We start from the raw sequence: 14,207 nt of genomic DNA on the forward strand, positions 1-14,207 counted from the left end.
TCCGCTGCGGCCTCAGTCCGAGGCCGGCGGCTCGCCCGACTTATCCGACATCAGCAGCGCCATCCCCGCTGCCGCCAGCACCATCCACAGCACCACGGCCCAGATGCCGAGCGCCTCGGACAATTGCCCCATGAAGAACAAGGCGAGCATGGCGATCGCGAGGATGCCGTTGCCGAGCCAGAAATTCCGGCTGTGTCTTTCGTTGTTCAATCGATGCTCCGTCTTGAAGACATTCAAAGCGTGCCCGCCACCCAGTGGCAGCGCACCCAGTGTCCGCCGCCGAGAACGGTCGGCTCGGGGTAGCGGACCCGGCACGCGGCGCCCGCATGCGGGCAGCGCGGATGGAAGTGGCAGCCGCCCGGTGGCGCGAGCGGGGACGGCTGGTCACCCTCGAGCCGCATGATCGCCGGCCGGGGCGTCGGACCGATGTGCGGGACGGCGCTCACCAGCGCCTGCGCGTAGGGGTGGCGCGGCGTGCGCAGCAGCGCCCCGGCCGGCCCCTGCTCGACGATGCGACCGAGATACATGACCGCCACGTCGTGCGCCAGATAGTCGACCACGGCGAGATTGTGCGTGATGAAGAGATAGGCGAGGCCCAGCTCGTCCTGCAGGTCCTTCAGCAGGTTGAGGATCTGCGCCTGCACCGACACGTCGAGCGCGCTGGTGGGTTCGTCGCAGACCACCAGCCGGGGCGACACCGCCAGCGCGCGCGCAATGGCGATGCGCTGGCGCTGGCCGCCGGAAAACGCGTGCGGATAGCGCGCGCCGGCGTCATCCGGCAAGCCGACTTGACGCAGCAGCCTTTCCACCGCGTCGCGCCGCTCGGCAGCGGCCCCGACGCCGAGGGCGTCCATGCCCTCGAGCAGGATGTCCGCGACCCGCATGCGCGGATTCAGCGAACTAAACGGGTCCTGGAAGACCATCTGCGCCTGCCGCCGCAGCGAGGCCGCATTGCTCGCGCTGACGGCTTCGCCCGCCAGGGCCACCCGCCCCGCGGTGGGCTCGATCAGCCGCAGCAGCGCCTTGCCCACCGTCGTCTTGCCGCAGCCCGATTCGCCGACCAATGCGAGCGTGCGGCCCGCGTGGATCGACAGCGCCACGTCGTCGACGGCGCGCACGTGGCCGACGGTGCGCTGGATCAGGCCGCGCCGCACGGGAAAGTGAACCTTCAGCCCCTCGACTTCCAGCAGGGGCTGCGGGGAAGCCACCGCCCGCAGGGACGGGATCGGCACCGGCACACGCCCCTGCGGCAGGGAGCCTGCCAGATGACAGCGCACGCGCAGCCCGGCGTGTTCCTGCCAGTCCGGCGCCTCGGTGCGGCAGCGGGCCACGGCAAAGGGACAGCGCGGCGCGAAGCGGCAGCCGGCGAGCGAGCCGTCGAGCCGCGGCACCTGGCCCGCGATCGTCGCCAGCCGGCCGCCTTCGCCGGGACGCGGCAAGGCTTCGAACAGCATGCGACTGTAGGGATGCTGAGGCGCGCTGAAATAGTCGTCCCGCCTGCCCTCCTCAACCAGTTCGCCGGCATACATTACGCCGACGCGGTCGGCGTTCTCCGCGACCACGCCGAGGTCGTGGGTGATCAGCAGCATCCCCATGCGCCGTTCGACGCGCAGGCGACGCAGCAGGTCGAGCACCTGCGCCTGGATCGTCACGTCGAGCGCCGTCGTCGGCTCGTCGGCGATCAGCAGCTCCGGTTCCCCCGCCAGCGCCATCGCGATCATGATCCGCTGGCGCAGGCCGCCGGAGAGCTCGAACGGATAGGCGTCGAGCCGCCGTGCCGCATCGGGCACGCCCACGGCGTCGAGCAGTTCACGCGCCGCGTCGCGCCCCGCGCGCCCGCCGACCCGCCGATGCAGCGCGAGCGCCTCGCCGATCTGCGCGCCGACCTTGACGACGGGATTCAGCGCGAGCATCGGTTCCTGGAAGATCATCGCCATCCGCCCGCCGCGCACGCGCCGCATGTCGCGCTCGGCCAGCGCCCGGATATCCGTCTCGCCGAGCCGCATCGCGCCCGAGGCAATGCGCCCGCCGTCCGGAAGCAGGCGCATCAGCGACAGTGCCGTCATCGACTTGCCGCATCCCGACTCGCCCAGCAAGGCGTAGGTTTCGCCGGCGGCGACGTGGAAGGACACGCCGTCGACGACGCGCGTGGCGCCGATGTCGGTGACCAGGCGGTCGACCTGCAGCAGCGGCTTCACCGCCGGCCCTCCAGACGGGGATCGAAGGCGTCGCGCACGCCGTCCGCGAACAGGTTGGCCGCCAGCACCAGCGCGAACATGAGCGTGAAGGCGGCGCCGAGCTGCCACCAGACGACGGGCTCGCGGGCAAGCTCGAGACGCGCGCCGTTGATCATGTTGCCCCAGCTGTACATGGTGGGGTCGACGCCCACGCCGACATAGGACAGCACCGCCTCGGCCAGCACCAGGCCCGAAAAGTCGAGGACGATCGAGATCAGAACCAGGTGGAACACGTTGGGGAAAATGTGGCGGGAAAGGATGCGCACGTGCGATACGCCGAAAGCCCGCGCGGCTTCGACGTAGTCGAGGGTGCGCAGCTTGAGCGCCTCGCCGCGCAGCAGGCGCGCCAGGCCCGTCCAGCTCGTCATGCCCATGATCAGGCAGAGCGCCAGCAGGCGGACGTCGGCGCGCGCCGCCGCGGTGTCGAACACGCCCGGATGCGCTTCGATGGCAACCTGCACGATGAGGATCGCGGCGGCGATCAGGAGCACGCCGGGGATCGAGTTCAGCACCGTGTAGACGTACTGGATCACGTCGTCGATCCAGCCGCGAAAGTACCCCGCCGCGATGCCGAGCCCGATCGCGAGCGGGAGCGTGACGAGCGTGGTGAGCGTGCCGATCATGAGGCCGGTGCGGATGCTCTTGAGGCTGATATAGAGCACGTCCTGTCCCACCTTGTCGGTGCCGAAGACGTGGTAGCCCATCGCCAGCTGGTGCGTCACCGCCCCCAGCGCGAGGAGCAGCGCACCCGTCAGCACCAGCGTCCGCGCAGGCCAGCCGAGCACCCCCGTCTTCCAGGCGCGCAACCAGGCCCGCCCCCCCATCCGACGCCGGCGCGCCCCCCACGCTGCCAGCAGCGCGAACAGCAGCAGGCTCGCCAAGCCCCCCTCGACAAGGCCCACGACAACCCGGCGCACGATGTCCGGCACGCGATCGGCTGCGTCGGTGAGGTGCGCGCCGCCGTACCGGAGGCGCGGATAATCCCGCACGGTGACGCCGCCGCGGTCGACGAACTCCTTCGAATAGAGCTGCATCGCCAGCGGCGCGGAGTAGGTCTTTTCCTGCTGGGTCCGCAGGCGCCCCACCAGCGCGTCGAACACGGACAGCACCTCGACCGAGTATTGCGGCTTGCCGGCCGGGCTGTCGTCCAGCTGCGCGCGGTAATGCAGCGAATCGAGCAGGCCGATGCATACGAACACGGCAAGCACCAGCGCGGCGGCCATGGCCATGGGGCGCCGCGCAACCGCGGCCCATGGCGCGCGCAGATGAGGCTGGCACCGGATGAACCAGGCGAGCGCCAGCAGTGCCGCCACGAGCGCGAAGATCAGCGCATCGGTCCAGAGGACGACGGGCTGGACGCTCATTGCAGCCGCACCCGCGGGTCCACCCAGGAATACGAGATGTCGGTCAGGACGAGGCCGACGATGTAGAGCACCGAGCCCAGGAACACCATCGCGCGCACCACGGCGAAGTCCTGCGCCTGGATCGCGTCGATGGTGTAGCTGCCGAGCCCGGGAATGCCGAAGAAGGACTCGGTGATGAGGCTGCCCATGAAGAGGAGCGGCAGCACCACCACCGCGCCGGTCAGGATCGGGATCATCCCGTTCTTCAGCACGTGGCGGAACAGCACGCGCGCTTCGCCGAGGCCCTTGGCGCGCGCCGTGCGCACGTAGTCCTTGCCGATCTCCTCGAGGAAGATGGTGCGATACCAGCGTGCGCCGCTGCCCAGGCCCGACGCCACGCTCACCAGCACCGGCAGCAGGATGAAGCGCAAGCCGTCGATGCCGCCGGCGAAGCCCGAGATCGGCAGCAGGTTCCACAGCTTGGCAATGAAGTATTGCCCCGCGATGATGTAGAACAGCCCCGAGATCGACATCAGGACCACGCACAGGACCACCCCCCACAGATCGAGGTAGGAGGCGCGGAAGAACACCATCAGCAGCGCAAAGGTGATGTTGACCATCAGCCCGATCACGAAGACCGGCAGCGCGATCGCCAGACTCGGCCCCATGCGCGTCCTGATCTCGCTGGCGATGTCGCGGCCGTCGTCGCCCTTGCCGAACTGGAACGCGAACATCGCCGCCGAATGCCTGAAGAAGATCGTGTCGGTGAACCGCGCACTGCCCGTTGCCCGTTCGTTCAGCAGCAGGGGCTTGTCGTAGCCGTGCTCGACCTTCCAGCGCGCGATCGCCTCCGGCGTCACGTGCTTCACCCCGAGCTGCAGCCGGGCCATGTCGTCCGGCGTGTTGACGACGAAGAACAGCGTGAACGTCAGCAGGTTCACGCCGATCAGGATCGGGATCGCGTACAGCACGCGGCGAAAAATATATGCAAGCATCAGGCACGCTTCCTTTCGTGCCGTCGCCAGGCGATCGCCGCCGGCGCGACCGCCAGCACCAGGCCGCCCAGCAGCAGCCCGAGCGGCCACAGCACCGGGCGGTTCCACTCGGCACGGCGGCGCGCCCGAACTTGCGGGTCGATGCGGAGGTACTTGAGCGTGTTGTTCGCCATCAGGTTGGGCTTGACGTTGTGCACCCAGCCGTGGCGCAGGCCGAACGACTTCGGATAGTAGGCGAAGATCCACGGCGCGTCGCGCCGCACGATGGCCAGCATGTCGTCGATCACGCGCTGGCGCGCGGGGCCGTTGTCCATGTCCTTCATGCGCTCGAACAGGCGGTCGAACTCGGGATTCTCGTAGTTGGCCGCATTCTCGCCGCCGCTCGCGACCTTGCCGTTCGGGCCGTAAAGCAGGAAGAAGAAGTTCTCCGGATCGGGGTAATCGGCATTCCAGCCCCACTCGAACAGCTGCGCATTGCCCTTGCGCATCTTGTCCTGGAAGCGGTTGTAGTCGGTGCCGCGCACGACGAGCTGCACGTTGAGCTTGTCGAGCTGCTTCTTCATCCAGTCGAGCCGCGACTTCGCGTCGGGGCCGCTCGCCATGGTGTCGAAATACAGCACCAGCGGCGCGCCCGTCCGGGCATCGCGGCCGTTCGGGTAGCCCGCCTCCGCGAGCAGCTTCTTCGCCACCTCGATCGGACGCCGCACGATGCGGCCATCGCGCGCCTCGTAGACGTAGGGGTTGAGCCCTGCGACGCCGTCGACATAGCCGAACAGCCCGGGCGGGATCGGCCCCTGCGCCGGGATGCCGCGGCCGTTGAGGAAGATCGAGATGAACTCGTCGTAGTCGAACGCGATCGAGATCGCCTGCCGCAGCTTGCGGCGGTCCTCGCCGAGGCCGCCGACGACCGGATCGAGCATGTTGAAGCCCACGTACCAGACCGACGCGGCGACGGTGGTGACCAGATGGATGTCCTTCCCGCGCATGGCCGCCGTGAGCTGCGGATCGCCGCCGGCGGAAAATTTCACGGCCTGGTCGAAGCTGTCGGAACTGATGCCGGACGTGTCGTAATAGCCCTGGAGAAATTTGCTCCAGTAGGGGATGGTCTCCTTCTCCAGGCTGAACACCGCCTCGTCGACCAGCGGCAGCGGCTTGCCGGCATCCGCGAGCAGCCCATTGCGGCGGTCCTGCGGCTCGCCCTCGGCCGGGTAGGCCTCGCCGTGGAAATAGGGATTGCGCTTCAGCACCATGCGGCGATTCGGGTCGTTCTCGGCGAGATAGAACGGGCCCGTCCCGACCGGCTGCCAGTCGAGCGTCAGGTTCCTGTCGGCCATTCCGGGCTGCGCGTAGAAGGCCTCGGCTTCCCACGGGACCGGCGCGAAGAACGGCATCGCCAGCCAGTAGACGAACTGCGGGTACTTCCCCTTGACGTGGATGCGGTAGGTGTAGCGGTCGACCGCCTCGGCACCCGCGAGGGGAAACGCGTTCAGGTCGAGCGGCGCATCCGGGTGGGCGCGCGAGGCCTGCTCGAGCGCCTCGCCGAGCGCCTTCAGGCCGACGATGTGCTCGGCCATCAGGCCGAAGATCGGCGAGCTCAGCCGCGGATTGGCAAGCCGCTTGATCTGGTAGACATAGTCGGCGGCGACGAGTTCGCGGGTACCGGCATGCCGGAAATCGCCGAGCCGCGTCTTGCCCGCGAGCGCGGCCGCATCGAGCCCGAGATAGCGATGACGCCCGGCGGCGTCGCGCGCGAAGGCGGGATGCGGCTGATAGCGGATGCCGGGCCGAATGCGGATTTCGTACACGCTCTCGGCGATCGCCGCGGACGGCGCGTCGTCGGGAAGCGGCGTGCCTGCGGCGTCGACATAGCGCGGGTGCGGCACCGCTTCCGCGGTCAGCGGAACCAGCGTGTAGGGACGTTTCAGGAAGTGATACTGCAGCGGCGGCTCGTAGATCTGCGCCGTGAACTCCGCCTCGTTCGAGCTGTAGGAACGCGCCGGATCGAGATGCTTGGGACGCTCCGGGAAGGCGCTGTACAGGACGTTGGCATTCGCCTTGCCGTCGGGATAGGGATTGTTCCACTCGCCGGAGCACCCGGCCAGCAGGCCCAGCGCCGCCGCCGCCAGCAGCCCCAGCCCCCGGAAAATCGCCCCCATGCGCACCATGGCGCCAGTGTACCCAAGCCCGCCACCAACGTCAGCCGTTATAATCCGGGGCTGCTCAACTCTTCGAGACCATCATGGGATTTCTTGCAGGAAAACGCTTGCTCATCACCGGCGTCATTTCCAACCGTTCGATTGCGTACGGCATCGCGGGTGCGTGCAAACGCGAAGGTGCCGAGCTGGCTTTCACCTACCAGAATGACCGCATCAAGGACCGTGTCGTCGAGTTTGCCCAGGAGTTCGGCTCGGACCTGGTGTTCCCCTGCGACGTCGCCAGCGACGAGGAAATCGATGCGCTATTCGCGGAACTCGGCAAGCACTGGGACGGGTTCGACGGCTTGGTGCACTCGATCGCGTTTGCGCCGAAATCGGCGCTGTCCGGCGACTATCTCGCCTCGGTCACCCGCGAGAACTTCCGCGTCGCGCACGACATCAGCTCCTACAGCTTCGCCGCGCTGGCCAAGGCCGCCCTGCCGCTGATGGAAGGCCGCAAGGCCGCGCTGCTGACGCTGTCCTACCTCGGCGCCATCCGCACTGCACCGAACTACAACGTCATGGGCCTGGCCAAGGCAAGCCTCGAATCGAACGTCTACTACATGGCGCAAAGCCTCGGTCCGAAGGGAATCCGCGTCAACGCCGTGTCGGCCGGCCCGATCAAGACGCTCGCCGCCAGCGGCATCGCCAACTTCGGCGACAAGCTCGACCTCGTCGCCAAGAACGCGCCGCTGCGCCGGAACGTGACGATCGAGGAAGTCGGCAACGCCGCCGCGTTCCTGCTCTCGGACCTCGCGTCCGGCATCACCGGCGAGATCACCTACGTCGACGCCGGCTTCAACACCACGGCCGGCGGATCCGAATAAGCTGCATCGCCCACAGGAAAAAACGCGCCGTGAAGGCGCGTTTTTCATGGGTCTGCGATCGGCTTATTGCCCCTCGATCGCGTTGGGCTTGATCTTCACTTTTTCCGCAGCCGTCACGAGTGCGAGCATCGCCTTCATGTCGGTGCGCTGCAGGGCCTGCGCCAGGCCGGCATTGACCGATGCCAGCAGGCGCGGATCCGGGGACGTGTCGACGACGCGGCTGACCCGGACAATGCGATAGCTGCCGTCGGGCCGCGCCACCCCCGTGTAGGCGGGAAGCTTGTCGGTATTGGCGCGGAACACCGCTTTCAGCATGGCATCGTCGAGCTCGACCGTCGGCTGCCGCCCCACCACCTTGAACGCCGACCAGTTGAGGCCCGACTCATTGCCCTGCTCCAAGGCCTTCACGGTCGCCTCGCCCTTCTGCGCCAGCAGCTTGGCACTCTGCTCGGCGCGCAGCCTGGCCTCGATCGTCGCCGCCACCTCGGCAAGCGGCCGCAGGCGTGCCGGGCGATGGTCGATCACGCGCGCCGCCACCAGCATGCCGGGCTGCACCTCGATCGCGTCGGTGTTCTGGCGCGACTTGATCGAATCGGCGCTGAACAGCGCGCTCGCGAGCGCAGCCCGGTTGAACGGCGCCGGCGCAGTCTTGGCCGTCATCCAGTCGGTCTGGCGAATCGTGAGCTTGGCCGCATTGGCAGCGGGCTGCAGCGACTGGGCGTTCTCATAGACGAGATTGCTGAAGTTGTCGGCCAGGTCCGCGAATGCCTTCTGCGCCCGCTCCTTGCGGATCGCGTCGAGCACCTCGGCGCGCACCTCGCCCAGCGGCAATTCCTTGGCGGGCTGGATGCCGTCGAGGCGGATGATGTGATAGCCGAAGTCCGTTTCGACAGGACCGCGGATTTCGTTCGGCTTCATGCCGAACACGGCCTCTTCGAACGGCTTGACCATCATGCCGCGGCCGAAGCTGCCGAGGCTGCCGCCCTGCGCGGCAGAGCCCGGATCCTGTGATTCCGTGCGGGCGAGTTCCGCAAAGCGCTCAGGCGACTTCTGCAGGATCTGCATCAGCTCGGTCGCCTTGGCCTTGGCCTTGGCGCGGGTGGCCGCGTCGGCGTTCTTGTCCACCGCGATGAGGATATGGCTCGCGCTGCGCTGCTCGGGCTGCGCGAACTTCGCCGCATTCGCGCGGTAGTAATCAGCCACGTCCTGGTCGCTCACGCTAATGCCCGCGGCGACGCTGGCCATGTCGAGCACCAGGTATTCCGCACGGATCTGTTCGGGCTCGGTGAATTCGGCCTTGTGTGCCGCATAGTCGCGCTCGATGTCGGCCTGCGTGACCTTCACCTCCGACGCCACGCTGGCAGGTGCCAGATCCGCCCAGGAGATTTCGCGTTGCTGCGAAAGCAGGCGTGCAATCTGCGTCAGCGACGTCGCCGAGGAGAACGCGGCAAGCGTCGCCGGGCTGGTCACCACATCCAGCATGAAGCCCTGACGCAGCTCGTTTTCGAAGGCTGCCGGCGTGCGGCCATTCTGCCGCAGCACGGCCTCGTAACGCTGCTGCGAGAACTTCCCGTTTTCTTGGAACGCGGGGATCTGGGCCACCACGGACGCGACATAGGCGTCAGGCGCCGCAATCCCGCTGTCGCGGGCCTCCAGCAGCAAGGCCTTGCGCTCGATCAGGCTGTCCAGCACCTGCTTCCGGAACTCGACCGTCTGCGCCACGGCCGGATCGAACGCCGGCCCCATCGCTTCCCGCATGCGATCCGTCTGCCCCTGGATCTCGCGCGCCAGTTCCTCGCGCGAAATTCCCACGTCGCCCACCTCGGCGACGACGTTGCCCCCCCGGCCGCCCTTCAGGTAGGAGTCCACGCCAAAGAGCGCGAACGTGATTGCAATCAAGGCCAGAATGACTTTGGCCAGCCAACCCTGGGCATGCTTGCGGATTGCTTCGAGCACGGTGTCTTACTCCGAAAAATCGTCAACGCGGATTTTCGCGCACTTTGCGCTTGCCGTCTCGCGCTTGCGCAATTTAATTCAGCCGGTCGGCCGACCGATCGCGGCGCGATCAGGAATGAAAAAAGGCGAACTTGCGTTCGCCTTTTTGGTGTTGGCGGAGTGGACGGGACTCGAACCCGCGACCCCCGGCGTGACAGGCCGGTATTCTAACCAACTGAACTACCACTCCCAGATGCTGCCCAAACTTGCTGCTGAAACTCGACTGCCTTTGGCTGACCCTGCTGGTGGGTGCTGAGGGGATCGAACCCCCGACATTCGCCTTGTAAGGGCGACGCTCTACCAGCTGAGCTAAGCACCCGACAAAGACCAAAATTCTACATCATTCCTTTCGATCCTGCCAAGTGCGACGTGCATTTTTTCTTAGTTGATGGCGTCCTTCAGGCCCTTGCCGGCGCGGAACTTCGGAACCTTCGCGGCCTTGATCTTGATCGTCGCGCCGGTGCGCGGATTGCGGCCGGTGCGTGCCGCGCGCTTGCCCACGTAGAAGCTGCCAAAGCCCACCAGCGTCACCATGTCGCCCTTCTTGAGGGCCTTCTTCACTGCCTCGACCGTTGCATCCAGCGCGCGCCCGGCGGCCGCCTTGGAGATGTCAGCCGAGTCGGCAATGGCATCGATCAGTTCGGATTTGTTCACGTGTTGTCCCCTTCACTCAAGTGGCACAGGAAAACCCTGTGGGCACTTTTATAGCAACGCGCAAAACCTTGTGTCAAGCGGTTTTCCGGGCGATGGGCAAAAAAATCCCGCGTCTGGCGCGGGATTCCGGGGAGTGGTCAAAAAGTACTCAGTGCTTGAGCGCAGCCTGTGCGTTTTCCTCGTCTTCAGGCACGGCGATTGCCGCGGCTTCCGATTCGGGTTCGTCAGGCAGGGGCTCCGGTGCATGCTCGAGCGCGAGCTCGAGCACCTCGTCGATCCACTTCACCGGATGGATGTCGAGCTTGTTCTTGATGTTGTCCGGAATCTCGGTGAGATCCTTGACGTTCTCCTGCGGGATCAGCACGGTCTTGATGCCGCCGCGATGCGCCGCCAGCAGCTTCTCCTTGAGGCCGCCGATCGGCAGCACTTCGCCGCGCAGCGTGATCTCGCCGGTCATCGCCACGTCCGCCCGCACCGGGATGCCGGTCAGGATGGATACCATGGAGGTGCAGATCGCGATGCCCGCCGACGGACCGTCCTTGGGCGTCGCACCCTCCGGCAGGTGGATGTGGATGTCGCGCTTCTGGTAGAAGTCCTCGAGGATGCCGAGCTTGCGCGAGCGCGAACGCACCACCGACAGCGCGGCCTGGATCGACTCCTGCATCACTTCGCCGAGCTTGCCGGTGGTGGTCATCTTGCCGCGACCGGGCAGCGAGACGGCCTCGATGGTCAGCAGTTCGCCGCCGACCTCGGTCCACGCGAGGCCGGTCACCTGGCCGACCTGGTTGTTCTTCTCGGCGATGCCGAAGCTGAAGCGGCGCACGCCAAGATACTTGTCGAGATTGCGCGACGTGACCGAGATCTTGCCTTTCTGCTTCTTCAGCAGCAGCGCCTTGACTGCCTTGCGGCAGATCTTGGAAATCTCGCGCTCGAGGCTGCGGACGCCCGCCTCGCGCGTGTAGTAACGCACGATGTCGCGCAGCGCCGATTCGGCGATCGCCAGCTCCCCTTCCTTGATGCCGTTGACCTTGAGCTGCTTCGGCACCAGGTAGCGCTCGGCGATGTTGATCTTCTCGTCCTCGGTGTAGCCCGACAGACGGATCACTTCCATGCGGTCCAGCAGCGGCGCCGGCAGGTTGAGCGAGTTGGCCGTCGCCACGAACATCACGTCGGACAGGTCGTACTCGACCTCGATGTAGTGGTCCTGGAAGGTGTGGTTCTGCTCGGGATCGAGCACCTCGAGCAGCGCCGCGGACGGGTCGCCGCGGAAGTCCTGTCCCATCTTGTCGACTTCGTCGAGCAGGAAAAGCGGGTTCTTCACGCCGATCTTGGTCAGGCTCTGCAGGATCTTGCCCGGCATCGAGCCGATGTAGGTGCGGCGGTGACCCCGAATTTCCGACTCGTCACGCACGCCGCCGAGCGCCATGCGCACGAACTTGCGGTTGGTCGCGCGCGCGATCGACTGGCCGAGCGAGGTCTTGCCGACGCCGGGCGGGCCGACCAGGCACAGGATCGGCGCCTTCACCTTGTCGACGCGCTGTTGCACGGCGAGGTATTCGAGGATGCGTTCCTTGACCTTGTCGAGGCCGTAGTGATCCTGGTCGAGCACCTTCTCGGCTTTGGCCAAGTCCTTGCTGATCTTGGTCTTCTTCTTCCAGGGCAGGCCGACCATCGCCTCGATGTAGCTGCGGATCACCGTGGCTTCGGCCGACATCGGTGACATCATGCGCAGCTTCTTCAGTTCGCCGAGCGCCTTGGCCTCGGCTTCCTTCGACATGCTGGCGCTCTTGATGCGCTTCTCGAGCTCTTCGAGCTCGGCGCCTTCCTCGATGTCGCCGAGTTCCTTCTGGATCGCCTTGACCTGCTCGTTCAGGTAGTACTCGCGCTGGCTCTTCTCCATCTGCCGCTTGACGCGGCCGCGGATGCGCTTTTCGACCTGCAGGATGTCGAGTTCGCCCTCCAGCAGGCCGAGCAGGTGCTCGAGGCGCTTGTTGACCGGAATCATCTCGAGCACCTCCTGCTTCTGCTCGAGCTTGAGCGGCAGGTGGGCGACGATGGTGTCGGCGAGCCGCCCGCCCTCGTCGATGCCCGACAGCGAGGTCAGGATTTCCGGCGGAATCTTCTTGTTCAGCTTGACGTACTGGTCGAACTGGGTCAGCAGCGCGCGGCGCATGGCCTCGACCTCGACCAGGTCCTCGCCCTCGGCAGGCAGGATTTCGGCGCGGGCCGCCAGATGCGTGCCGGCATCGGTGACTTCCAGCACGCGCGCGCGCTGATTCCCCTCGACCAGCACCTTGACCGTGCCGTCGGGCAATTTCAGCATCTGCAGCACGGTCGCCACGCTGCCGGTGGCGTAGAGGTCCTCCGGCGTGGGGTCGTCCTGCGCGGCGGTCTTCTGCGCCACCAGCAGGATGCTCTTGCCGGATTCCATCGAGGTTTCCAGCGCCTTGATCGATTTGGGGCGCCCGACGAACAGCGGGATCACCATGTGGGGAAAGACCACCACGTCTCTAAGCGGCAACAGTGGCAGGTCGATCTGTTCCTTGGAGATGTTGTCGCTCATGATTGTGTCCTGGTAAGGGTTGGAGAGTGGACGCGCGGCATCGCGCCGCGCTTATCCGCAGGTGGGGGACATCGGTTGGAATTCAAGGGGGCTGATAGGTTCCATCAGCCTCGGCTTCACGCGCCGGCGGCCAGCGGCTGGTCGCCCTGTTCGGAGTAGATCAGCAAGGGTTTGCCGTCGCCGTTGATCAGGTGGTCGTCGACCACCACCTTGCTGACGCCCTTCAGCGAGGGCAGGTCGTACATGGTGTCGAGCAGCGCATGCTCGATGATCGAGCGCAGGCCGCGCGCGCCGGTACGGCGCGCCAGCGCGCGCTTGGCGATGGCCTTGAGGGCCTCGTCGCGGAACTCGAGCTCGACGCCTTCCATCTTGAACAGCTTGGCGAACTGCTTCGTCAGCGCGTTCTTCGGTTCGGTCAGGATTTGCACCAGGGCGGTTTCATCGAGCTCGTCGAGCGTCGCAACGACCGGCAAACGACCGACAAATTCAGGGATCAGGCCGTATTTGATGAGATCTTCCGGTTCGACCTGATGCAGCAGTTCGGCGTCCCGCTTGGTCTCGTCGACGTTCTTCACCTGCGCGCCGAAGCCGATGCCGCCCTTCTCGGTGCGGCCGCGGATGACCTTCTCCAGCCCGCTGAACGCACCGCCGCAGATGAACAGGATGTTGCTGGTGTCGACCTGCACGAACTCCTGGTTCGGATGCTTGCGGCCACCCTGCGGCGGCACCGAGGCGGTGGTGCCCTCGATCAGCTTCAGCAGGGCCTGCTGCACGCCTTCACCCGACACGTCGCGGGTGATCGACGGGTTGTCGGATTTGCGCGAGATCTTGTCGATCTCGTCGATGTAGACAATGCCCTGCTTGGCCTTGTCGACGTCGTAGTCGCACTTCTGCAAGAGCTTCTGGATGATGTTCTCGACGTCCTCGCCGACGTAGCCGGCTTCGGTGAGCGTGGTCGCGTCGGCGATCACGAAGGGCACGTTCAGGAGGCGCGCCAGCGTCTGGGCGAGCAGGGTCTTGCCGGAGCCGGTCGGGCCGATCAGCAGGATGTTGCTCTTCGCCAGCTCGACGTCACCGGTGTTGCCGGTATTGCTGCGCAGGCGCTTGTAGTGGTTGTACACCGCCACCGCCAGCGCCTTCTTCGCCTGGCCCTGCCCGATCACGTACTGGTCCAGGATGCCGCTGATCTCGTGCGGGGTCGGCAGGTCGGAGCCGCCGCCCTTCTGGCTGTCGGCCTGCTGGATTTCCTCGCGGATGATGTCGTTGCAGAGCTCGACGCATTCGTCGCAGATGAATACCGACGGCCCGGCAATCAGCTTGCGCACCTCGTGCTGGCTCTTGCCGCAGAAGGAGCAGTAGAGAAGTTTGTCGCCCGAGCCTTTGTCTGCCATGCCAGTT

The 14,207-nt window shown here is 66.2% G+C and carries 10 protein-coding genes and 2 tRNA genes; 1 reads left to right on the forward strand and 11 read right to left on the reverse strand.

Translation table 11 applies throughout. The features are described from left to right. Positions 1–12: 12 nt before the first annotated feature. Genes VA613_RS08505 through VA613_RS08525 form a run of 5 tightly spaced genes read right to left on the reverse strand, consistent with a single transcriptional unit; the run spans position 13 to position 6,740 of the window. Positions 13–210, reverse strand: a complete 198-nt coding sequence (locus VA613_RS08505; RefSeq protein WP_324778673.1) for a hypothetical protein — start codon at positions 208–210, stop codon at positions 13–15. A 23-nt stretch (positions 211–233) separates the two neighbouring features. Further along, the gene (locus VA613_RS08510) at positions 234–2,198 is read right to left on the reverse strand and encodes an ABC transporter ATP-binding protein (protein WP_324778674.1); all 1,965 of its coding nucleotides are present in this window, start codon (positions 2,196–2,198) and stop codon (positions 234–236) included. Continuing rightward, positions 2,195–3,601, reverse strand: coding sequence for an ABC transporter permease (locus VA613_RS08515; protein ID WP_324778675.1), 1,407 nt, complete (start codon positions 3,599–3,601; stop codon positions 2,195–2,197). The genes VA613_RS08510 and VA613_RS08515 overlap by 4 nt, the downstream gene beginning before the upstream one ends. Further along, on the reverse strand, positions 3,598–4,575 hold the full coding sequence (locus VA613_RS08520; RefSeq protein ID WP_324778676.1) for an ABC transporter permease: 978 nt from the start codon (positions 4,573–4,575) through the stop codon (positions 3,598–3,600). The genes VA613_RS08515 and VA613_RS08520 overlap by 4 nt, the downstream gene beginning before the upstream one ends. After that, complete coding sequence (locus VA613_RS08525; RefSeq protein ID WP_324778677.1) at positions 4,575–6,740, reverse strand: ABC transporter substrate-binding protein; 2,166 nt, start codon at positions 6,738–6,740, stop codon at positions 4,575–4,577. The genes VA613_RS08520 and VA613_RS08525 overlap by 1 nt, the downstream gene beginning before the upstream one ends. A gap of 74 nt (positions 6,741–6,814) precedes the next feature. Here VA613_RS08525 and fabI point away from each other — a divergent pair, with 74 nt between their 5' ends. Next, positions 6,815–7,597, forward strand: coding sequence for an enoyl-ACP reductase FabI (gene fabI / locus VA613_RS08530; protein ID WP_324778678.1), 783 nt, complete (start codon positions 6,815–6,817; stop codon positions 7,595–7,597). A 63-nt stretch (positions 7,598–7,660) separates the two neighbouring features. Here the strand turns inward: fabI and VA613_RS08535 are convergent, their stop codons facing one another. The 6 genes from VA613_RS08535 to clpX form a co-directional block, all read right to left on the reverse strand. Next, positions 7,661–9,553, reverse strand: a complete 1,893-nt coding sequence (locus tag VA613_RS08535; RefSeq protein ID WP_324778679.1) for a SurA N-terminal domain-containing protein — start codon at positions 9,551–9,553, stop codon at positions 7,661–7,663. A gap of 152 nt (positions 9,554–9,705) precedes the next feature. Beyond that, positions 9,706–9,782 (reverse strand) — tRNA-Asp (locus VA613_RS08540). 53 nt (positions 9,783–9,835) lie between these two features. Then, a tRNA-Val gene (locus VA613_RS08545) sits at positions 9,836–9,911 on the reverse strand. 62 nt (positions 9,912–9,973) lie between these two features. Next, complete coding sequence (locus VA613_RS08550; protein ID WP_296641944.1) at positions 9,974–10,246, reverse strand: HU family DNA-binding protein; 273 nt, start codon at positions 10,244–10,246, stop codon at positions 9,974–9,976. Positions 10,247–10,394: 148 nt separating this feature from the next. Continuing rightward, positions 10,395–12,809 (reverse strand): endopeptidase La, encoded by a 2,415-nt coding sequence (gene lon, locus VA613_RS08555; protein ID WP_324778680.1) that lies wholly within the window; start codon positions 12,807–12,809, stop codon positions 10,395–10,397. A 116-nt stretch (positions 12,810–12,925) separates the two neighbouring features. Then, complete coding sequence (gene clpX / locus VA613_RS08560) at positions 12,926–14,200, reverse strand: ATP-dependent Clp protease ATP-binding subunit ClpX (protein ID WP_324778681.1); 1,275 nt, start codon at positions 14,198–14,200, stop codon at positions 12,926–12,928. Between the last annotated feature and the right edge of the window lie 7 nt (positions 14,201–14,207).

Source organism: Thiobacillus sp. SCUT-2 (assembly GCF_035621355.1).
Classification (GTDB): domain Bacteria; phylum Pseudomonadota; class Gammaproteobacteria; order Burkholderiales; family Thiobacillaceae; genus Thiobacillus; species Thiobacillus sedimenti.